The organism is Vibrio sp. M60_M70 (assembly GCF_037162085.1).
Classification (GTDB): domain Bacteria; phylum Pseudomonadota; class Gammaproteobacteria; order Enterobacterales; family Vibrionaceae; genus Vibrio; species Vibrio diabolicus.
Genome location: NZ_JARLUL010000001.1, coordinates 2,290,138 through 2,316,877 on the forward strand (window position 1 = coordinate 2,290,138; position 26,740 = coordinate 2,316,877).

The window sequence follows — 26,740 nt, forward strand, 5'->3', positions numbered from 1 at the left end:
CAACTATAATGACTATCAAAGTAGGTATTAACGGTTTTGGCCGTATCGGTCGTTTCGTATTCCGTGCAGCGCAAGAGCGTGCTGACATCGAAGTTGTAGGTATCAACGACCTTATCGACGTAGATTACATGGCATACATGCTTAAGTACGACTCAACTCACGGCCGTTTCAACGGTACTGTTGAAGTTGAAGGCGGTAACCTAATCGTTAACGGTAAAACTGTACGTGTTACTGCAGAGCGCAACCCAGCGGACCTTAAATGGGACGAAATCGGTGTTGACGTTGTTGCAGAAGCAACTGGTCTTTTCCTAACTGACGAGACTGCACGTAAGCACATCGAAGCTGGCGCGAAGAAAGTTGTTCTAACTGGTCCTTCAAAAGACGCTACTCCAATGTTCGTAATGGGCGTTAACCACGCTACTTACGCTGGTCAAGACATCGTTTCTAACGCTTCTTGTACTACTAACTGTCTAGCGCCTATCGCTAAAGTTCTTAACGACAAGTTCGGTATCGAATCTGGTCTTATGACTACAGTTCACGCTACTACAGCAACTCAAAAAACTGTAGACGGTCCTTCTGCTAAAGACTGGCGCGGTGGTCGTGGTGCTTCTCAAAACATCATCCCATCTTCAACTGGTGCTGCTAAAGCTGTAGGCGTTGTTCTTCCAGAACTAAACGGCAAACTAACTGGTATGGCTTTCCGCGTACCAGCAGCTAACGTTTCTGTAGTTGACCTAACAGTTAACCTAAAAGAAGGCGCATCTTACGAAGCTATCTGTGCAGCAATGAAAGAAGCTTCTGAAGGCGAGCTAAAAGGTGTTCTAGGTTACACTGAAGATGCAGTAGTATCTCAAGACTTCATCGGTGAAGTTCAAACTTCTGTATTCGATGCTAAAGCTGGTATCGCTCTAACTGATAACTTCGTTAAAGTTGTATCTTGGTACGACAACGAAATCGGTTACTCAAACAAAGTTCTAGACCTAATCGCTCACATCTCTAAGTAATTAGATAGTTAGCAATTAGCGAATAACTTCGTTAAAGAAAAGGCGGCTCTAGAGTCGCCTTTTTTGTATCTGGAATTTGAGAGAATACCTCGGCGCTGTTGCATTGTATTTGCGACGGATGTCGAAACCCTATTTTCCCCAATGATAGGAAACAGCACATGGATTTAAAAACTCTCCCAGCTCTAACCGTGTTATCTGATAACGTTACTGTCGTTGAAATTGATCAGGTCAAAGTAGTACGTGTTATTCATGAGAAAGCGACAGCAGGCATCTCCTTACATGGTGGTCACGTTGTTTCGTTCACTCCTGCTGGTCATGAAGATTTGATTTGGATGAGCGAGAAGGCGATTTTCGACGGGAAAAAAGCCCTGCGAGGCGGCATTCCCGTTTGCTGGCCATGGTTTGGGCGTATTGCAGCACCGGCTCATGGTTTCGCACGTACTGCTGAATGGGAGCTGGTTGAACATCGCGAGAACGATAACGGCGTGATTGTTGAACTTGCTCTGTTCCCGACAGAAGAAATCCACGATATTTGGCCACATATGTTTGACGCTCGTTTGGTGGTTGAAGTTGGCGATGAGCTAAAAGTGACACTCAAAGTCATGAACATCGATGACGAAGCTTGGACCTTCTCTGGCGCGTTACATACTTACCTAAACGTTGGAGACATTAAGCAAGCACAAACGACAGGCATGGGTGCCGAGTACATTGATAGCTTGAAAGCTGATGCGGTATGCCAAGGTGGTGATGTTCTGCAACTCACAGACACCATTGATCGCGTTTACACGCAACCAGAAGCGAAAATTTTGGTAAAAGATCCGGAACTGAATCGTACATTAAGCGTGGAAAACCATGGTCATAACTCCGCGGTACTTTGGAACCCTTGGGCAGAAGGTGCACAAGGTATGGCTGATATGGCTGACGATGGTTACCAAACCATGCTGTGTGTTGAATCTACTGTTCACGCTCCAAGTATCGAGCAAGGTAAAACGCTCCAGCCAGGTGAGACTCATGAACTTGTCACTGTAATTTCAGTGCAGTAGTTATAACCAGATCAAAGGTCGGGAATACCCGACCTTTTTTGTAATAAAAGCCCCACCTAGATGGTCCTCTCTCAACTAACTTATTGGTTATCAGTCACTTTTGACTATTTCATTAATAAATATCAAAAAATTCGATCATATAAACCGATAGCATGCCGATACAAAACTCATAAATAATAAAAATATCAGGAACTGATCTATGTTAGAGAGATACCGAAATCAAAGTGTCGGATTCCAGTTAAAGCTGGTTATCACTTTGTGTCTATTCATTGCTTTCAGCAGTATTGCTGCGCTTGTTTACCGTAACGCTTCCGATGTTCTATTGGAAAGCACCCTTAAAGAGCACCAATCTAAAGTAGAGTCGATGGCTAAAACCATTGCTGGCCAATTCGATGCTTATCTGCATACCGCTAAAGTGCTCGAGTCCACTTTTCGTAATGGCTACCTTGCCGGTGTTTATGTCGAAAACTATACGGTTGATTTCATGGGGCATGAAATACCAAACATCACTCAATACAGTGAAAGCTTAATTAACGACACAAAGCTGGTCGATAGCTTCACACGTGATACCGGTGCTATCGCGACTTTATTCGCGCCTTTGGGAGATGACTTTATCCGTGTATCTACCTCACTAAAAGATCCTCAAGGTCAACGAGCAGTGGGAACCACACTAGGTCTCGACCACCCAGGTTATCAGCAACTAAAAGCTGGTCAGCCATATTACGCTCAAATAAAGTTGTACGGCGAACGCTACATTACCTATTACTCTCCAATTAAAGATGCAACAGGAAAAGTTGCAGGGTTATCGTTTATTGGTTTGCCCGTAGATCAAGCAACACAAACGCTATTCGATGCGCTAGAGGAGATTAAATGGGGCGATACTGGCTATACCATCATTGTCGACAACGACGACAACAATCTTGGTAAGTACCTACTCCATCCGACTAAAAGTGCAACCGACCCTTCAATCACAGAAGTTCGTGACTACGAGGGTAATAAGCCTTTCCATAAAATTTTTGAACAAAAGAGCGGATTAATTCTCTACCCTTACCAATTCGGCTCAACAGTCGGCGAAAAGTACTTAGTGTTTACCGAAGTACCAGGCTGGAACTGGAAACTACTGGGTGGTACGTTCATCAAAGAAGTGACCAAAGGCAGTGATACACTACTCAAACTTATCGCCATCATTTCTTCGGTAGCAGCAATCATTACTTTTGTTGTACTGACACTTTTCTTGAATCGCAGCTTACAACCTCTGACCGTTCTAAACTCCTATATGACTCGCTTGGCGGGCGGAGAGGTCAGCTTGAACGTCCCATCGTCTCGTAAGGCATCAAAAAATGAAATTACGAACCTGAATACGGGTGTCGCCAGTATGGCAAGTCAACTCAATGAACTTGTTGGTAAGATCCGTTCCACAAGCGACTTAGTAGAGAGCTACTCCAACAGCGTTGCCAATGATGCCCATAGCAATTTAACCCAAGCTGACCGCCAACAAGAAGAAGTAGAACAAGTGGTAACAGCAATCGAAGAGATGGCCTCTTCGGCTCAATCGGTTGCCCAACAAGTCGAAAGTATTGCGGAAAACGTACGCTCAGCGAATACCGATAGTCAATCTGGTCTCGCGATTGTGGAAGGCGTATGTATCGATGTTGCTCAACTTAACGATCAGTTGGATCAATCAGCAGCGGCTATCGAGCAAGTCAATCGCGATAGTGAGAGTATTCAAACCGTCACGAAGATGATTGATGAGATTGCAGAGCAAACCAACCTACTTGCGTTGAATGCAGCCATTGAAGCCGCACGAGCAGGAGAGCAAGGTCGTGGCTTCGCAGTTGTAGCAGATGAAGTGCGCACACTTGCGCACCGTACACAAAGCTCAGTTCAGGATGTAGTTGAAATTATTGAGAAGCTAAAAGGCTCTACTCATAATGCAGTTAATATGATGACTGACAGCCAACGCAGTGCCAATCAGGTCTTAGACAAAGCACAAGACGCGGGTACAGCATTAGAAGCTATCGCAGTACAAGTCCAGTCGATAGCGTCTCAAGCCGACGCCATTGCTGCGACCTCAGAAGAGCAAGCGCAAGTATCCCAAGAAATTGCTGCAAATGCCCATTCTATCAGTGAGCTAAACCGAGAAAGCCGCGACACCAGCGCGAAAACCTCGCAAAGTGCCATTGAACTGCAACAACAAGCTCGGAACTTGAAAGAGCAAGTCGACTTCTTCCACTAATACTTAATAAGAGCCGATTCCATCGGCTCTTTTTGTTTCACTTGAGACCACGCTTTTTGATAGAATTTGCCGCCCTACTTTCTGTTCGAGATCGTCATGAACTATCAATGCCCTTTATGCCACCAAGCTCTAGCGTTAAATGAAAAAACGTTTAAGTGCGAAAACAATCATCAGTTTGACTTAGCAAAAGAAGGCTACGTTAACTTGATGCCAGCGCACCACAAACGTTCTAAAGATCCTGGTGACAATAAAGAGATGATGCAAGCTCGTCGTCGATTCCTTGAGGGGAATTACTACAACCCAATGCGCCAAGAGGTTGCGCAGCTGTGTGCGAAATACACAGAGGGAACCGATCATCAATTATTAGATATTGGTTGCGGCGAGGGTTACTACACGGATCAAGTGCAGAAAACGATACAAACGCAAACGGACGATGCGACGATATATGGATTGGACATTTCAAAAGTTGCGATTCGTTATGCGGCGAAGCGCTACACACAGTGTCACTTTAGCGTCGCTTCTAGCCATCGGCTTCCTTTCGCGAATGAATCCTTAGATGCTATTTTGCGCATTTATGCCCCTTGCAAGGCAGAAGAGCTTCAGCGCGTTGTAAAAGAGAACGGTGTGGTCATCACGGTGACACCTGCAAGCCGTCACTTATACCAACTACGTGAACGCATTTATCAAGATGTTCGTCTTCACAGTGAAGAGCCAGAACATATTGAAGGATATGAATTAGAGCATCAACAACATCTTAACTATGTTATGAATTTGAAGGACGGGGCCGCATTCGATTTATTGCAAATGACGCCATTCGCATGGAAAGCAACCGATGCACTTCGTGAAGAGTTGAAGTCCGCTACACTCTATCAATGTGAGGCTGATTTTATGCTACGCGTATATCGCAAAAAGTCCACTCAGTAATAATAGTGGCAGGCAACAAACGCAAATAGTTATCATTTATATTGATTCATTGTTCAGCCTCCATTAATATCATCCGGACATTTTTGGAGGCTTTTCAATGCGCTTTTCTATTTTAAGCTTGCTCTTTGCTGGCTTACTTACTGGTTGTTCTTCTGTTCCATCAACCAACTCTGACCCTACCTCTGCGGAAGTCACTACTTTTTACGACTACCAACTTTACACCCCTTCTGGCGAACATATCGCTCTAAGCGAAATACCAAAAGAGCTGCAACAAGCAGATGTCATTCTTATTGGTGAATGGCACACACATGCTGGCGTTCATCGCTTTCAAACCGATATGCTCAAACAACTTTCATCTTATGGCCGCCCACTCGCGTTATCAATGGAACAATTTACCCGCGACAAACAACCTGTTGTTGACGCTTACCTGCGTGGGGAAATCGGTGAACAGTACTTGATGAAACAAGCCAATGCTTGGCCCAATTATGAGAGCGACTATCGCCCTCTCGTTGAGTTTGCTAAGCAGAAAAATCTCCCGGTGATTGCTGCGAATGCACCAAAGGGCATTGTCCGATGTATTGGTCGTCAGGGGATAGACTACGTTAACAAGCTCGATGATGAGCAGCGAACGTTTATTGCAGAATCCATCAACACGGCCAGTAGTCCATACAAAGAGAAGTTTATGGCATCCATGCATCATGGGAAGCCAGAACAAACCGAGAAACAGTTTGCAGCTCAAGTAACTTGGGATGAAACCATGGCAGAATCTATCGTTAACTACCTAACCGCCACACCAGGTGCCCAGGTTGTTCATGTTGCGGGCAAGTTTCATACCGAGCAAGGATTAGGTACGGCTGCATCCATCTTAAGCCGCAACCCGAGCTTAAAAGTGGTTGTAATTAGCCCAACAGATAATGTGCTTGCTGATAATACTGACTATCAGTTAGAGGTTCTTGCACCACCAGTACGGTATGTACAAGATGCTCACCGCATGGCGGCATATCAACACCTCACTAAGCGCAATAGCGATCTTCAATGTAAGTAGCTGGTCTCCAATTTAAGTTACTACCTTGTCGTTGCGCTGCATCATCACACTGCTCCGAGTTCATAGAGTGACAACGGTCTGCTTCCTGCTGGTCTATTTTTTGCTAATGATCACGAATAGAAACCAGAAGCGGCAAAAGCAGACCTGTTTTTATCCAAATAGCTTCAGAAATAGACTTTGCCGCCGATAGTAATATAACTGCTTTTTACCCGCACTCAGTGACCGAGTGTCGATGTTCCAAGGAGTATTCGATGAATCCAGTAGGAAGCACTTCTGTTAATAGCTATGCCAAACAATCTGTCGCCTCTAAGCAAACAAGTATTGCACAAGAGGAAGGCAACGCTTCGCCGCTAAAAGTCGAACACAATAAGGTGACACTGTCTACGGAGGGCAAAGCGCTCCTTGCCGCTCTGCAGCAAATCGAGCACGACAGTAAGAAAGTAGAAGCAGAAGATAAATCTGTTGGTGAAAAAGTGGAGTCCTTTACACATGGCGCACTTGGCATGGATCACCCTGACAAAATCGAGGAAGAAGACGGCTCATACTCTGCGGGTCAATACCTTTCTGCGGCCCTCACTGTCGGTGGCATCATATTAGCGTTGGTCTAATAATCGTTACGACAATAAATCCTATTTGAATAAATCACTAACTGCAGCCCATAATTTGATACGTCAAAGAACGATATGTCGTAAACGTAGGTTATATACTCCTCAATTCGACCGCTCTTATGACCTTAAAACGCATACTCGTTTATTGCTCCCTAAACTAGGTTTCTTGTGAAGGCGCTGAATGGATAACTTTAGTCCATGCTTTCAACTCCTAAGCGTAATCCAAGCCCACGTTTGTGGGCTTTCTTCTTTCTAAATTCACAAACGTTAGAGGTTGATTCACTTTTTCTACAAACCCAAGCAAAGACGACAATTTAGTTAAACTTTTATTACCGACACAAAATCGTCATAAATCATTGTTTTAATGCCAGCGCTTTTAATAAACAAGGAAAATATAATGAAGCGCTTAGTATCTCCAATCGTTACCGCAGTGGCAGCATCAACCCTCTCTTTTAATGCACTCTCGGCCGAAATCAAAAACGTTATTTTGATGATCGGCGATGGCATGGGGCCTCAACAAGTTGGTCTACTAGAGACCTACGCCAAACACGCACCTAACTCGATTTACCAAGGCGAAACTACCGCTTTGTATAAACTCGCTCAAGAAGGTGTGATTGGATCATCACTGACTAATCCAGAAGACGCGATTGTCGTCGACTCTGCGTGCTCCGCAACGATGCTAGCAACAGGAATACCTACCGCTTCTGAAGTCATTGGCATTGATAGCCAAGGCAACCACGTTGAAACCATTTTGGAAAAAGCCAAAAGCAAAGGTAAGGCTACGGGTCTCGTCTCTGATACACGTATGACTCATGCAACGCCAGCCGCATTTGCCGCTCATCAACCACACCGTTCTCTAGAAAACAGTATTGCGGCGGACATGCTAGAAACTGGCGTTGACGTGATGATGTCTGGCGGACTTCGTCATTGGATTCCAAAGTCGACAAACGACAAGGGAGAGACATACGAGCAACTTGAAAAGCTCACTGAAGGTAATGTCTACCTAAAGTCGAAACGTAAAGATGAGCGCAACTTGCTTACTGAGGCGCAAGACCAAGGTTACAACCTGGCTTTCAGCCGCGATATGCTCACACAAGCTAAAGGTGACAAATTACTTGGACTTTTTGCTTACTCGGGCATGAACGATGGTATTGCCTACAGCCAAAGCAAAAACGATCCAAAACGTACGCAGCCATCACTGGAAGAAATGACCACCAAAGCAATCGACATTCTTTCAAAAGACAAAGACGGCTTTTTCTTAATGGTTGAAGGCGGTCAAATTGACTGGGCTGGCCACAGTAACGATGCGGGTACGATGCTGCATGAAATGATCAAGTTCGACGAAGCGGTAGACTCGGTTTATGAGTGGGCAAAAGGCCGTGATGACACACTGATCATTGTTACCGCTGACCACGAGACCGGTTCTTTCGGCTTTAGTTACTCATCAGCAAACTTGCCTAAACCGCAAAAACGCGACGGCGAAGCATTCAAAAATCAAGATTACGCGCCAAACTTCAACTTTGGTCAGTTCGAAATCCTCGATGGTTTATACAACCAGAAGAAAAGCTACTACGGTATGATCAGCGAATTCCAAGCGCTTGATAAGAAAGCTCAAACACCAGAGAAGTTTGCAGAAATTGTGAATGCAAATAGCGCTTTTTCGATTACGCCTGAGCAAGCAGAACGCGTATTAGCAAGTAAACCAAATCCATACCGACTCGCTGGACACAAATACTTAAGCGAAGAGAACGTTCCGACAATCAATGACTTTGATGCGTTCTTTCCTTACAACGACCGTGGCAACTTGCTAGCTCGTGAGCATGCAACAAAGCAAAACACAGTATGGGGAACGGGTACTCATACGCATACCCCAGTCAACGTATTTGCTTGGGGGCCGGCAGAAACTATCCTTCCGGTATCAAAAATCATGCACCACTCTCAGTTAGGCGAGTACTTAAAGCAACAAATCAAATAATCGGCTTGCACTTACTTCACGACTCGTGATGTTCAAACGCTCTCGTAAGGGAGCGTTTTTTTATGCATGAAAATAGTTGACGTTTTAAACAATAAACCTCAATAATTATAGGTCTTTGATTATATGAATGAAGAAAATGTGCGAAATATTTGCTAAGCAGCCCCAAGACAACTATCAGTTCATCACCCGCTCTATCCGTATTGATGGTCACGCCACAAGTGTAAAACTTGAAGCAAGCTTTTGGACGATTCTTGAGGAAATTGCTAACGCTCAAAACATGACTGTTCCTAAGTTTATTAGTACGGTCTATCAAGAAGCGCTCGAATACAATGGTGAAGTAAACAACTTTGCCTCCCTACTCCGCTGCGCCTGTCTCACTTACGCTCGCCAGCCTAAAGAGACGATTCGTCAAGCACTGACACAACTAAACACTTAATAACAACCAACCTCTGACCAACCTACCAATAACCCTCATAGGCTATGCAACAGAGTTGTAAGCCATTGAGCATGTTCTAATTTGTCGTACTAGAGTACTACCCAGACTCCTTTTGAACTCGCTAACCTATGCGGACTATCAAGGAGTACCCATGACAAAAATGATTCACACCATGATCCGAGTCTGCGATCTGGACCGTTCTCTACAATTTTACCGCGACGTACTTGAGCTAGAAATCAAAGACCAATACATCTTTGATGGTTTTTCTCTGACCTATCTAGCCAACGAAGAAACTGGCTTTGAATTAGAGCTAACACACAATCACGATCAAACTGAGCCTTACACTCACGGCTCAGGCTACGGTCACCTTGCTGTCAGCGTAGAGGACATCGAACAAACTCACAAACGCATTAAATCTCTCGGTATTGAAGCGGGTGACATCAAAGCTTTTGATCACCAACAAAAGCATTTGGCAACGTTCTTTTTTGTGACTGATCCTGATGGTTACAAAATTGAGTTCTTACAACGCCAAGGGCGTTACCTATAACAAAAAGAGTAAACATCATGATTCACTTGACTGCTACCTTTCACGCACAACCAGGAAAAGAACAAGAACTGAAAGCAGTGCTCACCCGAGCACTTGAACCCACTCGCAATGAGGAAGGTTGTGTTCGTTATCAGTTATTCCAAGATAAAGACAATGCGTGCCACTTCGTTTTTCAAGAGCAATTTAAAGACCAACAAGCGTTCGATCTTCATGGTAAAACAGAACACTTTTCTCTTTTGATTAGCCAAATCGACAACTTGTTAGAATGCGAACCGAAATTGGCGTTCTTTAACGAACTGTAAAAACACCGCTTAATGCAAATAAAAAGGCACTCTTTACTAGAGTGCCTTTTCGTACTGTTGTGGCTGTGATTACGCGTCTTGCTTCTCTACCATGTGCAAATGCACATCTTGTTGTGGGAAAGGAATCGAAATGCCTTCTCGGTCAAAGCGCAGTTTCACTTCTTTTGTCACATCCCAATACACGTCCCAATAATCATCAGTTTTTACCCAAGGACGAACAATAAAGTCTACAGATGATGTGTTTAACGTATGCACTTTGATCATCGGCTCGGGTGTACGAAGTACTGCAGGGTGAGAAGTAATGATATCAGACAGCACTGACTCGGCTTTCAGCAAGTCATCCGCATAGCCAATGCCAAACACCATATCCACACGGCGAATGCGCTCGTGTGTGACGTTCTTAATGACATCTCCCCAAATTTTACTGTTAGGTACAATAATAATTTGGTTATCAAACGTACGGATTGTGGTGTTCACCAAGCTCATATGGCTTACCTTACCATCCACGCCACCAGCATACACAAAGTCACCAACATCAAATGGGCGGTAAATAAGCAACATCATACCCGCCGCGAAGTTGGACAAGGTGTCTTGTAAGGCGAAGCCGATAATCACACCAGCAATACCAAAACCGGTTAGGATCGGTGCTAGGTTCAATCCAAGCTGAGATAGGCCCACCATGATACCAATCACCCACACGAACTTGCCGGACATTGAGATAAAGAAATCCTGCATCAAGTGTGAGAGCTTTAAGTTTTTCGATGAAACCGCCTTGCTGACCACTTTGCGCGTTAACTTCGCGAGCCCACGAGCGATCAATAAAATCAGCGCAAATACAAACAACTGGAAAATGTGCTGCGGCGCATTTTCGGCAAACCAGTCTAGCGCAGAGTTGGACCAATGGCTCAGTATTGACCACACTACTTTGGTATTCAGCAAGTCATGGGTGATATTCCCTGTCACTTCGAAAATTTGGCGTTTGTATTCGGACGTTTCTAAACCGACTTTATCGCCAATCGAAATTAAATTGCGTAGGCTTTCTGTCGCAATATTCAGTCTTTGCTTAGTAATAAGCTGACTTAACTGCAGTGACGCTTTTTCCGATTCAGGGCTTGACGAAAGTTGAGAGCCGATGATCTCACTTTGCTGACTCAAGTACTCAATTGAGGCAGACAGCAAACGCATGCGTTTATCAACTTTATCCTTTAGTTCCGCTTCTGCGCGCTCATTTTGAGCCCCTAACTCTTTCAGCCAAGCAAGGTTTTGCCAACTTGAATCGAAGCTGACATCGAGGTAATGCTGTAACTCTCGGTAATCATTAACAAGAGCAAGTTTCTCTTCATCCTTGGCTTTATTTAAATCTTCAACGACTTTCTTTATTTTTTCCGACAGATAGTTCGTGGCGTCCTCAGAGTATTTTTCCTGCTTTTTAACCAAGGAGATCAATTTGTCGTGAGGGATAGTTTCACGTTCAATCGCTGATGCTAACTGACTTCTTAACTCTTCATTTTTTGGAACAGCTGTAGTTGAAGCGCGTCGCGCTCATCACCACTCGCTTGCGAGAGACCTTGGGATAAATCCACAATTTCTCGATTCAAGTTATCAATAGAAGTTTCGGCAGCAGAGGGCTCTGGCGTATCCTGAATATCTTTCGCATTGATGACCATAGGGGCCATCATACCGAGGATGAGCGTGAATAATGCCACCCAAGATGTCAGGCGTATTTTCTGGGGGAAATGAAACGTCATGTTTACCTCTTAGGGAACAGTTCTGATCAAAACGACCAAGAATAGAAGTGTAAAGCCTTGAAATTATATACCTAAGTTTACAACACTAAATAATAAACTGAGCAGCATTTCGTTAGTTGGGCGTCAAAGTTGAGAAACCCAATAACAAACAAGCCTTTCATTATTAGATGAAAGGCTTGTGTAAATTTAACTACGGGCGATTGGGGTGATTCAGAATATGGTCTTCCCAATCCACCACATCAATCTCGTATACCACTTTATTGCGGACACTTTCGCCCGCCGCGTGCATCGCAGATTTCGAGCCCGTAATCAACGGATGCCATTCTGGTAAAGGCTGCTTTTCAGCCAACAGGCGGTAAGCGCACGTATGCGGCAGCCAAGTAAAATCGTCGATGTCTTCGCGCGTCAGCTTGGTGCACTCTTCACCCGAAGTAAAACGATTTGCGTAATCCTTACAAGAACACGTTTTGCTATTTAGCCAGCTACAGGCCACATTGGTGTAATAGATTTCATCGGTATCTTCGTCCATTAGCTTATGCAGGCAACATTTACCACAACCATCACAGAGAGATTCCCATTCCTCTTCTGTCATCTGCTCTAACGATTTACTTTGCCAAAATGGAGTGCTCATACTTCAGGTCTCACCAAGGGAATTTAGGGGGCGATTTATACCCCTCTCGACGCAAAAGTTCAAGTTTTGAGAAGATCTCGAATCATTCACACATAACAGTAGAGATATTCAACTACTTTCGCTTTACTGTTCTATCCTTAAACAAGTTTCCATTACTCAATTGATCAAGAAGGCATTAAGGAGTTTTCATGGGTATTATTTCTTGGATTATTTTGGGCTTAATCGCCGGTGCACTCGCAAAATGGCTCATGCCAGGAAAAGATGGGGGTGGCTGGATTGCGACAATGCTACTCGGTATTGCTGGGGCGTTTGTCGGCGGCTTTCTTGGCGGTATTCTGGGTTTCGGCGGGGCAACTGGCGTAAATATCGGTAGCATAATCACCGCAACGCTAGGCGCATTTATTCTGCTGTTTGTTTACAACCGCTTCTTGAGATGATCACAACGGTTTAGAAGCCAAAAGGAGCACTCTATTGAGTGCTCCTTTTTATTTTTTTCTTAGGCGACTCTTCCAATCCACGTCAAAATGACCATAATTGCCCCTCAATTTTTAAGAGGTTTACATTATGGATTGTCGACTAGGATGCGGAGCTTGCTGTATTGCGCCAAGTATCTCTTCACCGATACCTGGAATGCCCAAGGGCAAACCAGCAGGTGTTCGTTGCGTACAACTCAACGATGATAATTTGTGTAAGCTGTTTGGTAAGCCTGAGCGCCCTAACGTTTGTCACGATTTTAAACCGTGTCCGGTTGTGTGTGGCAAAACCAACCAAGAAGCGCTCGACAACATCACTGAGCTAGAGCAACTTACTTAATCTATTCAGAGCCCCCGTTTAGTCGTTACCAAGCTCTCGTAAGTACAAGTAGATGGTATCGCGCGAAATGCCAAGATGGTTTGCAACCATTAAAACAGCATCTTTGTATTTAAAAATGCCTAAGCCGTGCAGTCGCGTCACCAGTTCACGGTTACGTTTAGAAGGCGCAATGGCTTCATTTTCCCACACTTCTGTTTGCACGGTTTCTATCGTACTGATGATGGTTTCATCGATATTACGCGCAAACGTTTCTGGTGATCGAGCGCCACCAACACAACACTCGGTGTGTTGCTGAGGCAGCATTGCCTTTAAAAACGCCTGCATCGGTGCATCCATATCTACGTTGATACACAGCAAACCAATCGGTTTGTTTTTTGGATTTCTGACAATGGTCGTAATGGAGCGCAAGGTCTTTCCGTTCGACGTTTTCGTCAGGTACGAATCAGAAACGTCCTTGCCCTCTCTTAACTTCATTCTCGCTAAGTTGGTAATTGGGGCACCTTCACTGCGTTCCGTCACGTGCCCATTTGCGATTTTGATGATTTCCGGCGCTTCGGCATCTAAGCTGTGGAGAACCACTTCAGTGTGTTCACCATACATACGTGCAATGCCATCCACGACGTTTTTCATAGAGTTCAAAATATCGAGATCACTCTTGGTGAGTTTCTTTAGTAGCAATGTTACTTCCCTTAGCAAAAACTGGAGGTTAGGCCGACATAATATCGATAATAGATTTGTCAGTATACGGCATACCGAAACGAACCATTGAGCCAACATTTCTTATCGTTTGCTCAACTTCTTCGCCTACTATACCTTGATTCTTAACACTGTGGTTACCCATCGCCATCAAATATGAGCGCACCGCCGTTGTCGACGAAGTACACACTTTCATCGCACAAGAGGACTTCGCACCATCGCACACCATACCTGAACTGTCGCTGATGACGTTTTGAATGGCGTAGCATGATTGCTCGAATGTACCACCAGCTAAATACACCAGCGCCATAGATGCCGCCGCACTGGTAACAGTGTTGCCACAAAATGCGGATAACGGTGGGTAATAAGATTTGATGTAAATAGCCCCTAAATGACTCATGATCAACGCGCGAGCCAGCTGTTCTTCGTCGTTTTGAAATGCTTCTGCGGCAACTACAACTGGCATTGTAGCGGCAATACCTTGGTTCCCACTGCCGAAATTGCTCATGGCTGGCAACGTTGCCCCTCCCATGCGAGCATCAGACGCCGCTGATGTCATCATCTGTATACGACTCATTAAGTCATTGCCCAATAAGCCTTGCTCGATGTTGCCTTTTAGCGTGCGTCCAATTTCTAGGCCGTAACCTCGGTCGATCCCCTCTTGAGCCAACAAGGTATTAAGCTCTGCAGCTTGGAGAATGAATTTGATCTCTTCAAAAGGCGCTTGAGTGGCAAACTCATAGATTTGTTTGATCGAAATATCCACACCTTCACAAACGGAAGCGGTTGCAACGCGTTGCTGTGGTGGTGCATCAAAAATCAAGTCGCCATTACGCATGATTTGGAGAATGTTGGTGTGACCGCCACTGATCGTGACCGAAACAACATCGCCACCAGAGGTGAGCGTTACGCTGCAATAAATGAATTCTTGCGTATCCATGCGCGCTACAGTTACCCGCTCTTCATCTATCAATTGTTGCGCAGCAGCGACATCCTGCTCATTAATCCGAGCCAACACTTCCAGTTCTGCTGTTGGGTCACCGGCTAATGCACCAACTGAGGCGGCAATTTTGAGGCCTATCTTGCCCGTTCCGGGTACGAAAACACCCATCGAGTTTTTAAATAGGTTGTCTGAAACACGCACCTCTATCGCATCAACATCGGATGTGCCTAACTCTTTTCTAGCAACTGCTGCCGCGTACGCAGCAGCAATGGGTTCTGTACATCCTAATGCAGGTTTCACAACTTGCTTAATGATTTGGATATATTGTGTCCATTGCTGGTTCATGCTCTGTTCTCCGTATTACTTTTTATGAGCAATCGCTTCGACTTCAATTAACACGCCAAGAGGCAAATCTTTCACTGCGAAGCAACTGCGTGCCGGACAATCTTGTTGGAAAAACTCTGCGTAGACCTTGTTAAACTCGGCAAAGTCATTAATATTCGATAGGTAACACGTTGTTTTTAAAACAGTATCGATACTGCCACCACCAGCCTCTAAAACGTACTTCAAGTTAGTAAGAGATTGATGACTTTGTGCATTGATGCCGCCTTCAACTACTTTTCCTGTTGCCTTATCAACGGGTAATTGGCCAGAAGTAAAAATCAAATCGCCATAGCTAGTGCCATGTGAATAAGGTCCGATAGCAGCAGGCGCGTGTTCAGATGAAATCAATTTTTTCATTTTTAAATCCTCACATAAATTTTATTTTTTATTAAGAAGTTTCTAATTTAACTTCCGTATTAGCGTTATTTTTTCAATTAAATATGAATCAAACAACTAGATCAGATCACAAAATTCGTTAAAAACTCCAATTTATTTGAATTTATTCACCAAGATCTCAAATTTATCTGAATTTTCCACAAAAAAATTGTTGATATACATTTTCTCAATTAAATTTGAGAAAAATTCATACTAACAAGAGAAACAATAAAATGAGCGTGACAGCACCTACACAAACCTTACCTATCGGTAAAGAGCCACCGCACGTAAAAGCAGGCATGGCCCTAGACGAGTGGAAAGCCGCGATCAAGTTTGATAGCACAGACTGGGGATGGGTGATCATGAGTATCGGCATGGCAATCGGTGCCGGTATTGTCTTTTTACCAGTAAAAGTAGGCGTATTGGGCCTTTGGGTATTCTTGGCCTCTGCCGTGATCGGCTACCCAGCAATGTACTTATTCCAACGCCTTTTCATCAACACTCTCTCAAGTTCACCAAAGTGCCAAGATTACGCTGGCGTCATTTCCGGCTACCTTGGTAACAAATGGGGGGCGTTATTAGGTGTGCTCTACTTCATCATGTTGGTGATTTGGGTCTTTGTTTACTCAACAGCTATCAACAATGACTCGGCATCTTTCCTACATAGTTTTGGCATCACGGAAGGTTTATTGTCTGAAAACCCGCTATATGGTCTGGCTTTAGTGTGCGCGCTGGTCGCTATTGCATCTCGTGGTGAAAAGATTTTATTTAAGGTCAGTACTGGCCTTGTACTGATTAAACTCTGTACCGTTGCATTACTTGGCATCATGATGATCGAGAAATGGGATGTAGCGAATGTCGGTGCGATTCCAGAAACAGGCGCTGGTTTGAAAGATGCAATTGAGCTACTGCCGTTTACTCTAACGTCTATTCTCTTCATTCAAAGCTTGAGCCCAATGGTGATCTCATACCGCTCAAAAGAAAAATCGATTGAGGTTGCTCGCTTTAAAGCCATGCGCGCAATGAAAATTGCTTTCGGTATCTTGTTTGTGACCGTCTTCTTCTACGCGATTTCCTTTACGCTTGCGATGTCACATGAACAAGCGGTTAAAGCAGCAGAAGAGAACATCTCTGCTCTTGCGATGGTTGCGCAAGGTATGGACGGCACGACGCTAAAACTAATGAGTTTGATGCTGAATATTTTCTCAGTAATGACTGCGTTTTTTGGCGTGTACTTAGGTTTCCGCGATTCTTGCCAAGGTCTAGCGATGCTGGCTCTAAAAAAGGTCATGCCTGAAGAGAAAATCAACAAAGACTTGGTCACCAAGGGAATCATTCTCTTTGCGATTCTCATGGCGTGGGGTGCAATTGTATTGAATCTACCAGTTCTGAGCTTTACATCAGTATGTAGCCCTATCTTTGGTTTGATTGGCTGTTTGATTCCAGCTTACCTTGTCTACCAAGTGCCTTCTTTACACAAATACAAAGGCGCGTCGCTTTACTTGATTATTGCGACTGGTATTTTGTTGTGCGTATCACCTTTCGTCGCATTTAGCTAAAACCTACTTTGCCTTGGCTGTTACTCAGGTAGTGATGGCCAAGGCAACCTTAAGATTCAACCTCTCCTCTCCTTGCTTTTCTCTCATCCTTGAGAACTCTTGCCACATACCGTCCTATTTGCAGTCTTTACCCGATCTCCCTCACACTTAATTGACAATTCTCGACTATGTTCAGCGGGTCATTTAAGTAGAAATTAGGAAATAACATGAACAAGTATTTAGCAGAGGCTTTTGGTACGTTCTGGCTAGTATTAGGCGGTTGCGGTAGCGCAGTGTTGGCTGCAGGCTTTCCAGACGTTGGTATTGGTCTGCTGGGTGTCGCTCTGGCCTTTGGTTTAACCGTTTTAACCATGGCATTTGCAATCGGTCATATTTCAGGTTGCCATTTGAACCCTGCAGTGACGGTTGGCCTTTGGGCTGGCGGTCGTTTTGATACAAAAGACGTTGCGCCTTACATCATCGCACAAGTGCTCGGCGGGCTGATCGCTGGTAGCATTCTTTATGTCATCGCGACAGGACAAGCTGGATTCGATGTTGTGGGTTCTGGCTTTGCCGCCAATGGTTATGGTGAACACTCGCCGGGTCAGTACTCCATGCTTGCTGCGCTAGTTTCTGAAGTTGTAATGACGATGATGTTCCTTATCGTAATCATGGGGGCGACAGACAAACGTGCACCTCAAGGTTTTGCACCTATTGCGATAGGTTTGTGTCTGACTCTTATTCACCTGATAAGCATTCCTGTCACAAATACCTCAGTAAACCCGGCTCGTAGTACAGCAGTCGCGATATATGTGGGCGACTGGGCAGTTTCTCAATTATGGCTGTTCTGGGTTGCGCCTATTTTGGGTGGCGTACTTGGTGCAGTTATCTACAAAAATCTTCTTGGTAAAGAATCGAACGATTAATCGTTCCCAACTCCCAAAATCAAAAAAGCCGCTGAATTCAGCGGCTATTTATTAAATTCTGTGTCGACCTAACAGCGAGTGTGACAACGTCGTGCCATCGACAAGCTCAAGTTCTCCACCGACAGGCACACCATGCGCGATGCGGCTGGCATCAACTTGGTGTTCTTTACATAGCTCTGCGATGTAATGTGCAGTGGCTTCGCCTTCAACCGTCGGGTTTGTTGCTAAAATCACTTCGGCTATATCACCGCGACGTAAGCGGTAATCAAGCACATCCAGTCCAATATCACTTGGACCAATACCGTCTAGTGGTGACAAATGTCCCATAAGAACAAAGTATCGACCAGAATACTGGCCCGTTGCTTCGACTGCAGCAATGTCTGCCGGGCTTTCTACCACACAAATTTGACCATTTTCTTGGCGTTTTGGGTTAGTACAAATATGACAGACTTCTTCTTCGGTGAAGGTTCGACACTCAGTACAATGACCGATTTCTGTCATTGCCTGGCTAAGCGCATCTGCAAGTTGCAAACCGCCTTTTCTATCGCGCTGTAACAAATGAAAGGCCATACGCTGCGCCGACTTGGGGCCAACCCCAGGTAGACAACGTAAGGCCTCCATCAATTGCTCCAGCATATGACTGGTACGCATTAAAAGTCCGCTTAATTAAATATCAGCAGATTAGAATGGCATTTTCATACCTGGTGGTAGTTGCATACCGCCAGTTACAGAAGCCATTTTCTCTTTTTGAGTTTCTTCAACACGACGGGCCGCATCGTTGAACGCCGCAGCGATCAAATCTTCAAGCATTTCTTTGTCGTCTTCCATCAAACTTTCATCGATGTCAACACGACGTACGCTGTGACTACCAGTGATAGTAACTTTAACTAGGCCAGCACCAGACTCGCCAGTTACTTCCATATTCGCGATTTCTTCTTGAAGCTTTTGCATGCGATCTTGCATTTGCTGGGCTTGCTTCATTAGGTTGCCCATACCGCCTTTACCAAACATGTTTATCTCTCTGGTTTAATGAGGTGTTGCATCAATTAATGGGGTTATACCTTTGGGTTTTCAACCCCATTCCATTCGATTATTAGATAGGGCGCACACTATCTTTATCAAGCTCTGCAGCAAAACGACGTTCAATAAATTGAACATTTGGATCGTTTTCTAAACTGTTCAGCGCTTGCTGTAATTTCTCTTGGTAGAGCCTATCTCTCAGTTCAAGTGGTGTTTCTCCACTCTCCCCTATTTCGATGCTCATGTGGCACTCTTCACCTAACACGGTATTAAGTGCTTTAAGCAATTCGGCTTGAGCTCTATCAGTATTCAAATGAGCTTGGCTGCTTCTCAATAGTAACGAAACGGTTGTTCCTTCCTTACTATAATGAGAGTTTAGCGCAAGTTGCTCTACCAGCTTAGGGATCTCCATTAAGCTGATTAGCTTCGCCCATTCATTATGTTCTAACGATTCATCGATGAGCTTTTGTGCCATTTCAGGCGTTTTCTCATGCTCAAGTGCCTGCTTGAGCTGCGTAGGTGTCAGTTTTGTATTCACTTTTGTCTCAACAGGCTTGCTTGGACGCCAGCGATACGCTTCCTCAACTTGCGGCTCCGTCGACTTCGGAGCTGAGTTTGGCGACACCTGCGCGGAATTGCCATGCAATTGCGCTACTCGGTCGATAACCGATTCTGGTTGTGCAGATGCCGCTTTAGGCTTTTTTGAGCCACCATTTTGAGGAGTGTTCTGTTGTAGGCCTTGACGCTGAGAACGTAATTGGTGACGTAAACCGCTTAGACCACCGCGCGCCGGTGTTGAAACACTCTCTTGCACTTGTTGAGGTGGCGTTTCATGCTGCGGCGCTGGGTTTTCGCTCATCGGCGGCGCCATATCATACTGTGGCGGAACCGTCTCATATCCACTCGCGTGATACTCAGGTTGTGAATTGGATGAAGGTTGAGGCGCCACTTGTGGTGTGCTTTGCGCTGGACTCGGCTGCTGAGTTCGAGGAGCAGCTACTGTCTGAGCTGGTGCAGTCTTTGGCTGACTGGCACTTTGAGCTGGGGCTGAAGCTGGTTCGCAGTTACTAGAAACAACATTTGCCCCACTGTTATTTGATGGGCGGAACGCCATCATACGCAGCACAATCATTTCCAGACCGACTCGCCCATTTGGCGAGAGAGTCAAATCTTCACGACCTTTCAATGCAATTTGGTAGTAAAGCTGAACGTCTTGCGGACTTAGTGCTTTACTCAACAACTCGATTTTTTCTGCATCTGGCTGCGCTCGGTCTAGCGACGCTGGCAGCGCTTGATACATCGCAATTCGATGAAGCTGTGTTGCGACTTGCTGCAACAAACCATCCCACTCAACACCATTTGCTGCTAATTGCTGGATTTTATCCATGGCTTGTTGAGGTTGCTTGCTGCTGATTGACTCCAGTAAGTGAATCGCTTGGTCGGTATCAATCGTCCCCAACATGTGGCTGACAATATCGGTTTGCACCGCACCGTTACCTAACGCAATTGCTTGATCGGTCAAGCTGAGAGCATCACGCATACTGCCATCTGCAGCATGTGAAATCATACCCAGTGCTTTTGGTTCTGCCGATACTTGCTCTTGACCCAAAATGTAGTCAAGTTGCTGATGAATATCATCAACGCTGATCGGTTTGAGATGGAACTGTAGACAACGCGACAATATAGTAACTGGCAGCTTTTGTGGATCAGTTGTCGCGAGTAAGAACTTCACATACTCTGGCGGCTCTTCCAGGGTTTTCAACAACGCATTGAAAGAGTGACGCGATAGCATGTGCACCTCATCGATGAGGTACACTTTAAAACGTCCACGAGCAGGTTTGTATTGAACGTTGTCTAACAGTTCGCGAGTGTCTTCAACTTTAGTACGTGATGCCGCGTCGATTTCAAGAAGATCGACAAAGCGACCTTCATCAATTTCACGACAAGTATCGCACTTACCACAAGGTGTCGCGGTAATACCGGTTTCGCAGTTCAAGCCTTTGGCAAACAACCTACCGATACTCGTTTTACCCACACCACGAGTCCCGCTGAACAGATAAGCATGGTGTAAACGGTTTTGCGCCAGTGCGTTTTCCAACGCCGTCAGGACATGTTTTTGTCCGACAACTTGGTCAAACTGATTAGGACGCCATTTTCGCGCTAAAGCTAAATAACTCATTGAATGTATTAATGTCCTTCAAAATCGCAAATGCTGTATACGTTTAGACCTAGTGCTTCTAAACGTTTATCACCACCGATTTCTGGTAGGTTGATAACGAACGCAGCGTGCTCAACTTCACCGCCCAGTTGGCGAATCAGCTTAGTCGTCGCTTCAATAGTACCGCCCGTTGCCAATAAATCGTCGACAACCAGTACTTTGTCGCCTTCAACGATGGCATCTGTATGGATTTCCAGTGTATCAACGCCGTATTCAAGCTCATAAGATTGAGCAACAGTAGGACGTGGTAGCTTGCCTGGTTTACGCACTGGTACAAAACCAACGCCTAGCTCAAGCGCTAAAGGCGCACCAAATAAAAAGCCACGAGCTTCCGTACCCACAACCTTGGTAAAGCCCATATCTTTGTAACGTTCAACAAGAAGGTTGATCGTCGCTTGGTATGCTTTTGCGTCTTCAAGAAGGCTCGTCACATCACGAAATAGAATGCCTGGCTTTGGGTAGTCTTGGATGCTTTTGATGCTAGATTTGATCAGTGAAATTGTTTCTGTAGTCATAATACCGATTTACTTAGATTGGCTCATCGCCCTCTCTAATCGCAGTATCACGAGGGCAACGAACAATAGGTTTTCACCACTATGTGCTTATTTTCGTAACAGTCACAGGCGCTGAAAATACAAACGCCCACTCGAAGAGCGGGCACACTATTCTCTACAATCTTAGTGATTTTCTTCTCTGTCAGCAACCAACTCAATCACAGGCAGACGCATAAACCAGCCGAGTAAAACGATTAGCATCACTAAAAGACCAATTTTCACCCAAACAAGGGGAACAACAACGATTGAAACCATGAAACTAAGTGCAATAAAAATGGCGCCACGCTGTTTTACTTTTGAAGCAACAGCCCGGTGCTTATGCCAATTATCGAGAATCGGTCCAAACGTTTTGTGGTTATGTAGCCAATGATGAAATGCGGGGCTACCACGCATAAAACATGCACTAGCAAGTAGAATGAAAGGAGTGGTGGGTAAAAGCGGAAGGGCTATGCCGGCAATGCCGAGCACAATACAGAGTCCACCAACGGTATTGAAAAAGTAACGCTTAATACGAATGGTGAACTCCGGTACAAAATAGCTAGATTAAAAGCCTGCGTAACCATTCATTACACGAAGCCAGGTTAGCGTTGCAGGTAATGTTGGAATTAAAAGTACTGCAATGAAACCTAAAAAGTAAAAAATATTATAAGGCTCTTTAAAATCTTTGTCTGCCATGATGTATCTTCTCACTAGTTGACTTTGCTTCTCCCAAGGCACGGCGTTAAATTATCGTTGCACAAATGGGTCATTATTGTTTTAGGCGTTGACTATACCTTAAACAGCCAAATCTAAACACCAGCAAAAAGTAAGGTTATTGTTCGAGCATTTGTTGTTTTTTTTGTGGTTCTAAAAAGACAATAAGCAGCGCCAAGACGCTGCTTATTGTGTTATGAAGTCAGAATTATACCAGTCGTGATTTCCGGGCAATATTTAAGCTAAAACTTGAAGAGCCTAAACAACCGATGGATAACTGACCAGCAACACCTAGCGGTAAATCTCGGGTTATGAAGTTTTTCATACTTCCTGCCCCTAAACAGTTACCTGCCGCGATATGTTGATTAGTATTTCCGTCAGACCAATGGCTATCTAAACCCGCAGGCAGGATAGAAACGGAGGACGAAGCCAGATCGGCGACACCAAATACAGCATTAACCGCACCAGCGCACTCTGAACACTCGATTCCTTTTTCAATGATCCCTACCATATCCTTCAGATCAGCACTGAAACTCTTCAAATTACGCAGGTAATCGTCAAACAAAGCCCTAACAAGCAATGTCGTCGCGACACCATCATTACTCTGGGAAGCAGAGTCAACGAGATAGAACGCAAATTGCCCATTCATTAACCAACGATAATCGAACACCAGTGGCATAACGTCCGTCGATTGCAATAAACGGTATGAGCAGCGCCAATCACCTTGAGAAGCATCTTTCTCTGGCAATAGAGCATGCAGTAAATCTCTTGCAGCACTCGGGTTCTGCTGCAAATACTCTAGATGCCAGTGAAGCTCTTGCTCATCTGGGATTTCGCCACCGTCATCGACTCGGAACCACTGACTTGAAAAGTCTCGCTGTTCGGAGAAATGGCTATCGGTATCTTCGAGCGTATTGTCTATCGCCTGAGATAGGTGCTCATAATTACCTATCGGTTTAGGAAGAAAATCTTTAATACCAAATCGCAACGCTTTCGCGACATCGGACATTTCATCCGTGCCGGATACCACGATAAGCGGCAAGTATGGATATTCAAGACTGACTTCTTCGACGAATTCAATGCCATCTAATACCGGCATCGATAAATCACACAAGATAAGATCGGGTTGGCATTCCCTGAGTTGTTGAAGCGCCTCTAGGCCGTTTTCAGCTTCTACTACTTTAAAACCCTGACTTTCTAAATAAGCATTGGTTACTTTACGAAATATTGGATCATCATCCACCAACATAATTAGTTTTTGATTAACCACTTCCTGTGCCGAGACCATTGCCGTTTGACTGTGAGTCTTAAACATACCTTTACACCTCACAAAGCTAAGTCAAAAAACAGATTTATTATTAAGTCATTATTTTTGTTGTGTTTACATCCGGCGAAACGTTGCGCAGCAAGACTTGAGGCCGTTCCGCCTTGTTATAAAACGTAGCTTGAAAACGGCGTTTATACAAATATTACGGGGTATAACAGTATTTACTCAAACAGGGTTGCTGTGTTCAAATGATGCAACATGTTGACTTAAAGCAAGCTTTGATCACAAAGTTAATTATAAATTAGCCGTAATCGGTAATTTAATGTGTCTGGAAATATGAAATTAGATGACTTAAACCTGTTTCGACTGGTTGTCGAAAATGGGAGCTACACCGCAACTTCGCGAAAAACCATGATCCCGGTTGCGACCATCACCCGACGCATTCAAGCGCTAGAAGACTCTGTCAATCTTCGACTGTTGAACCGTCACGCTCGCAAACTCTCGCTTACAGAAGCCGGGGAACGTTTTTACCATGAGTGCTCTCCTTTGCTACAAAGGCTAACCACGGCAGCAGAGGAAATCACTGACGACTGCCGAGGAGCATCAGGCAAGATTAAGATATCGGCGCCTTATAACTTAACTAAGCGCATGATGATGCCGATGTTCAACAGCTTTATGAAGCAGTATCCGGACATCAATATCGAACTAACGACAGAAAATAATGCAGACAAGCTTGACCCTACTGAATGGGATGTCATTTTTCGAGTGGGGCCCCAACGTGATTCTAGCCTGATCGCACGCAAGATTGGCGAAGTGAAGGATATTCTTGTCGCAAGTCCTGACTACCTTGCCTCGAATCCGGCACCAAACCACGCAGAAGAGCTCTCTAACCATTCATTGCTAAAAGGCTACCCTCTTATCAAGTGGACCTTAATTAATAGCAAAGGCGAGTCTGTAGTAAACGTTGATCGTGGTCGCTTTCAGGCGAATGCACTAAATGTAGTACGCAGTGCTTGTTCCGAAGGTTTAGGCATCACGCTAATGCCAGATGTCATGATCAAAGAGTACATCGAAAGCGGCGATTTGGTACGCATACTGCCAGATTGGAGTGCAAACCCGCGCGACATTTATATGCTTTACAACCACAAAGATCACCTGCCAGAGAAAGTTCGTCTCTTTATCGACTTTGTGATCGCTTACAACATTCACTAATTCGATAGCGAATACAAAAAACCAGAGCCGGAGCTCTGGTTTTTTTACGCCTCAAGGAAACGCCTATTATGCGCCTTCGTTATGCAGCTCTAGGTTTGCTAAATCCTGTTGGATTTCAAGTTGTGTTTTCGCATCATCGTTACGAAGACCATCTAAGAAGTCTAGGTATTGTTGGTCAATATCACCCGTTACGTATTCGCCGTTAAACACGGATGTATCGAACTGAGTAATATCTTGGTTTCCAAGACCGACTGCCTCAACCAAGTCTTCTAGACGTTGATAAATCAATGCATCAGCACCAATCTGCTTACAAATTGTATCGTTGTCACGGCCATGAGCAATAAGCTCGGTAGCACTTGGCATATCAATGCCGTACACGTTCGGGAATCGAACTTCTGGTGCTGCTGATACCATGTACACTTTCTTCGCACCAGAATCACGTGCCATTTCGATGATTTGTTCTGACGTAGTACCACGAACGATAGAGTCATCCACCAGCAATACATTCTTATCTTTGAACTCCGAACGAATTGCATTCAACTTGCGACGTACAGATTTCTTACGTTGTTGCTGACCAGGCATGATAAACGTACGCCCCACGTAACGGTTTTTCACGAAGCCTTGGCGGTAAGGGATATCGATCGCTTGAGCGATTTGAAGTGCGATGTCGCACGATGTTTCAGGGATAGGAATAACGACATCAATATCAAGATTTGCGTAGTCTTCACGAATACGTTCGCCTAGCTTTTTACCCATTTCAACGCGAGCACTGTATACCGAAATTTTATCGATGAACGAGTCTGGACGAGCAAAGTACACGAACTCGAAAATACAAGGGTTCAGCTTAGGATTATCTGCACACTGCTTCGTGTACAGTTCACCATCAAACGTTGCGTAGATTACCTCACCAGGTGCAACATCACGGACAAAATCAAAACCGACGGCATCCAATGCTACCGATTCAGACGCAACCATGTACTCCGCTCTGCCATTAACTTCACGCTTACCTAAACACAGCGGGCGAATACCGTGTGGGTCACGAAACGCAATCATACCATGACCAATGATCATGGCAGTCACAGCGTAAGCACCACGAATTGTGCGATGCACATTGGTGACTGCGCGGAATACGTCTTCTGTCGTGACATTTCCTTTTACTGAGTCAATTTCGTGTGCCAGTACATTTAGTAATACTTCGGAGTCTGAAGTGGTATTGATATGACGGCGATCTTTTTCAAACAGCTTTTGACGAACTTCGTTAGCGTTGGTCAAGTTGCCATTGTGGGCAAGTGTAATACCGAAAGGAGAGTTTACGTAGAAAGGTTGAGCTTCTGAAGCGCTTGAACTGCCTGCTGTTGGGTAACGAACATGACCAATTCCGACCTCGCCTTGCAGGCGCTGCATATGTCTTGCTTCAAATACATCCTTGACTAAACCGTTCGCCTTGCGCAGACGAAAACGATTGCTTTCTATGGTACAAATACCAGCGGCATCTTGGCCACGATGCTGTAACACCGTTAACGCGTCATAAATAGACTGGTTTACAGGCGTTGTGCCCACGATTCCAACAATACCACACATGTCCTAATCCTCGATTTGCGA

At 44.8% G+C, this 26,740-nt stretch carries 27 protein-coding genes and 1 pseudogene; 15 read left to right on the forward strand and 13 right to left on the reverse strand.

Annotated elements, in window-relative coordinates; translation table 11 throughout:
* Positions 1–8: 8 nt before the first annotated feature.
* From gap to P4S59_RS10645, 10 genes are all read left to right on the forward strand, one after another.
* The gene (gap, locus tag P4S59_RS10600; RefSeq protein ID WP_337168389.1) at positions 9–1,004 is read left to right on the forward strand and encodes a type I glyceraldehyde-3-phosphate dehydrogenase; all 996 of its coding nucleotides are present in this window, start codon (positions 9–11) and stop codon (positions 1,002–1,004) included.
* A gap of 158 nt (positions 1,005–1,162) precedes the next feature.
* Entirely contained in the window at positions 1,163–2,047 is an 885-nt protein-coding gene (locus P4S59_RS10605; RefSeq protein WP_012841555.1) for a D-hexose-6-phosphate mutarotase, read from the forward strand.
* 199 nt (positions 2,048–2,246) lie between these two features.
* Positions 2,247–4,283 carry a methyl-accepting chemotaxis protein gene (locus P4S59_RS10610; RefSeq protein ID WP_337168390.1) on the forward strand — a complete coding sequence of 679 codons (2,037 nt, stop codon included), beginning with the start codon at positions 2,247–2,249 and terminating at the stop codon, positions 4,281–4,283.
* A gap of 96 nt (positions 4,284–4,379) precedes the next feature.
* Positions 4,380–5,207 (forward strand): 23S rRNA (guanine(745)-N(1))-methyltransferase, encoded by an 828-nt coding sequence (gene rlmA, locus P4S59_RS10615; protein WP_006741742.1) that lies wholly within the window; start codon positions 4,380–4,382, stop codon positions 5,205–5,207.
* A 97-nt stretch (positions 5,208–5,304) separates the two neighbouring features.
* On the forward strand, positions 5,305–6,252 hold the full coding sequence (locus tag P4S59_RS10620) for a ChaN family lipoprotein (protein WP_150919176.1): 948 nt from the start codon (positions 5,305–5,307) through the stop codon (positions 6,250–6,252).
* 251 nt (positions 6,253–6,503) lie between these two features.
* On the forward strand, positions 6,504–6,860 hold the full coding sequence (locus tag P4S59_RS10625) for a hypothetical protein (RefSeq protein ID WP_337168391.1): 357 nt from the start codon (positions 6,504–6,506) through the stop codon (positions 6,858–6,860).
* A gap of 397 nt (positions 6,861–7,257) precedes the next feature.
* The gene (locus tag P4S59_RS10630) at positions 7,258–8,835 is read left to right on the forward strand and encodes an alkaline phosphatase (protein ID WP_150919178.1); all 1,578 of its coding nucleotides are present in this window, start codon (positions 7,258–7,260) and stop codon (positions 8,833–8,835) included.
* Positions 8,836–8,971: 136 nt separating this feature from the next.
* Positions 8,972–9,271 (forward strand): ribbon-helix-helix domain-containing protein, encoded by a 300-nt coding sequence (locus P4S59_RS10635; protein ID WP_031780613.1) that lies wholly within the window; start codon positions 8,972–8,974, stop codon positions 9,269–9,271.
* A 151-nt stretch (positions 9,272–9,422) separates the two neighbouring features.
* Positions 9,423–9,818, forward strand: a complete 396-nt coding sequence (locus P4S59_RS10640) for a VOC family protein (RefSeq protein ID WP_054868006.1) — start codon at positions 9,423–9,425, stop codon at positions 9,816–9,818.
* A gap of 17 nt (positions 9,819–9,835) precedes the next feature.
* Entirely contained in the window at positions 9,836–10,120 is a 285-nt protein-coding gene (locus P4S59_RS10645; protein ID WP_065645039.1) for a putative quinol monooxygenase, read from the forward strand.
* Between the two features lie 69 nt (positions 10,121–10,189).
* Here the strand turns inward: P4S59_RS10645 and P4S59_RS10650 are convergent.
* Positions 10,190–11,787 (reverse strand): annotated as a pseudogene (locus P4S59_RS10650) (mechanosensitive ion channel domain-containing protein).
* 271 nt (positions 11,788–12,058) lie between these two features.
* Complete coding sequence (locus P4S59_RS10655) at positions 12,059–12,499, reverse strand: YcgN family cysteine cluster protein (RefSeq protein WP_114323315.1); 441 nt, start codon at positions 12,497–12,499, stop codon at positions 12,059–12,061.
* A 188-nt stretch (positions 12,500–12,687) separates the two neighbouring features.
* Between P4S59_RS10655 and P4S59_RS10660 the strand changes: the two genes are divergently transcribed.
* On the forward strand, positions 12,688–12,936 hold the full coding sequence (locus P4S59_RS10660; RefSeq protein WP_005397239.1) for a GlsB/YeaQ/YmgE family stress response membrane protein: 249 nt from the start codon (positions 12,688–12,690) through the stop codon (positions 12,934–12,936).
* Between the two features lie 127 nt (positions 12,937–13,063).
* The gene (locus P4S59_RS10665) at positions 13,064–13,312 is read left to right on the forward strand and encodes a YkgJ family cysteine cluster protein (RefSeq protein WP_025574470.1); all 249 of its coding nucleotides are present in this window, start codon (positions 13,064–13,066) and stop codon (positions 13,310–13,312) included.
* Between the two features lie 18 nt (positions 13,313–13,330).
* Here the strand turns inward: P4S59_RS10665 and P4S59_RS10670 are convergent, their stop codons facing one another.
* From P4S59_RS10670 to P4S59_RS10680, 3 genes are read right to left on the reverse strand one after another with little or no spacing between them, the layout of a single operon-like run.
* Positions 13,331–13,990 carry a helix-turn-helix transcriptional regulator gene (locus P4S59_RS10670; RefSeq protein WP_069518591.1) on the reverse strand — a complete coding sequence of 220 codons (660 nt, stop codon included), beginning with the start codon at positions 13,988–13,990 and terminating at the stop codon, positions 13,331–13,333.
* Positions 13,991–14,018: 28 nt separating this feature from the next.
* The gene (locus tag P4S59_RS10675; RefSeq protein ID WP_337168392.1) at positions 14,019–15,296 is read right to left on the reverse strand and encodes an L-cysteine desulfidase family protein; all 1,278 of its coding nucleotides are present in this window, start codon (positions 15,294–15,296) and stop codon (positions 14,019–14,021) included.
* A 15-nt stretch (positions 15,297–15,311) separates the two neighbouring features.
* Complete coding sequence (locus P4S59_RS10680) at positions 15,312–15,692, reverse strand: RidA family protein (protein ID WP_258658934.1); 381 nt, start codon at positions 15,690–15,692, stop codon at positions 15,312–15,314.
* A 317-nt stretch (positions 15,693–16,009) separates the two neighbouring features.
* On the opposite strand from P4S59_RS10680, the gene P4S59_RS10685 reads away from it, so the two are divergent.
* Complete coding sequence (locus P4S59_RS10685; RefSeq protein ID WP_047010135.1) at positions 16,010–17,269, forward strand: amino acid permease; 1,260 nt, start codon at positions 16,010–16,012, stop codon at positions 17,267–17,269.
* Positions 17,270–17,475: 206 nt separating this feature from the next.
* Positions 17,476–18,174 carry an aquaporin Z gene (aqpZ, locus tag P4S59_RS10690; protein WP_258658935.1) on the forward strand — a complete coding sequence of 233 codons (699 nt, stop codon included), beginning with the start codon at positions 17,476–17,478 and terminating at the stop codon, positions 18,172–18,174.
* 51 nt (positions 18,175–18,225) lie between these two features.
* Here the strand turns inward: aqpZ and recR are convergent, their stop codons facing one another.
* The 7 genes from recR to P4S59_RS10725 all read right to left on the reverse strand — a co-directional run bounded on the left by recR (position 18,226) and on the right by P4S59_RS10725 (position 23,974).
* Positions 18,226–18,825 carry a recombination mediator RecR gene (recR, locus tag P4S59_RS10695; protein WP_031780610.1) on the reverse strand — a complete coding sequence of 200 codons (600 nt, stop codon included), beginning with the start codon at positions 18,823–18,825 and terminating at the stop codon, positions 18,226–18,228.
* Positions 18,826–18,855: 30 nt separating this feature from the next.
* Positions 18,856–19,185, reverse strand: a complete 330-nt coding sequence (locus tag P4S59_RS10700; RefSeq protein WP_005380618.1) for a YbaB/EbfC family nucleoid-associated protein — start codon at positions 19,183–19,185, stop codon at positions 18,856–18,858.
* An 82-nt stretch (positions 19,186–19,267) separates the two neighbouring features.
* The gene (dnaX, locus tag P4S59_RS10705; protein WP_152811815.1) at positions 19,268–21,373 is read right to left on the reverse strand and encodes a DNA polymerase III subunit gamma/tau; all 2,106 of its coding nucleotides are present in this window, start codon (positions 21,371–21,373) and stop codon (positions 19,268–19,270) included.
* Between the two features lie 8 nt (positions 21,374–21,381).
* Complete coding sequence (gene apt, locus P4S59_RS10710; RefSeq protein ID WP_005380615.1) at positions 21,382–21,927, reverse strand: adenine phosphoribosyltransferase; 546 nt, start codon at positions 21,925–21,927, stop codon at positions 21,382–21,384.
* Positions 21,928–22,089: 162 nt separating this feature from the next.
* A complete protein-coding gene (locus P4S59_RS10715; RefSeq protein ID WP_443089045.1) occupies positions 22,090–22,476 on the reverse strand; it encodes a YbaN family protein in 387 nt (128 codons plus the stop codon).
* Between the two features lie 33 nt (positions 22,477–22,509).
* Positions 22,510–22,641: a hypothetical protein gene (locus tag P4S59_RS10720; protein WP_005380608.1), complete on the reverse strand. Its 132-nt coding sequence runs from the start codon at positions 22,639–22,641 to the stop codon at positions 22,510–22,512.
* 226 nt (positions 22,642–22,867) lie between these two features.
* Complete coding sequence (locus P4S59_RS10725) at positions 22,868–23,974, reverse strand: response regulator (protein ID WP_005397213.1); 1,107 nt, start codon at positions 23,972–23,974, stop codon at positions 22,868–22,870.
* A gap of 288 nt (positions 23,975–24,262) precedes the next feature.
* Here P4S59_RS10725 and P4S59_RS10730 point away from each other — a divergent pair, with 288 nt between their 5' ends.
* The gene (locus tag P4S59_RS10730; RefSeq protein ID WP_005397211.1) at positions 24,263–25,138 is read left to right on the forward strand and encodes a LysR family transcriptional regulator; all 876 of its coding nucleotides are present in this window, start codon (positions 24,263–24,265) and stop codon (positions 25,136–25,138) included.
* A 66-nt stretch (positions 25,139–25,204) separates the two neighbouring features.
* Here the strand turns inward: P4S59_RS10730 and purF are convergent, their stop codons facing one another.
* Positions 25,205–26,719: an amidophosphoribosyltransferase gene (gene purF / locus P4S59_RS10735; protein ID WP_337168393.1), complete on the reverse strand. Its 1,515-nt coding sequence runs from the start codon at positions 26,717–26,719 to the stop codon at positions 25,205–25,207.
* Positions 26,720–26,740 lie beyond the last annotated feature (21 nt).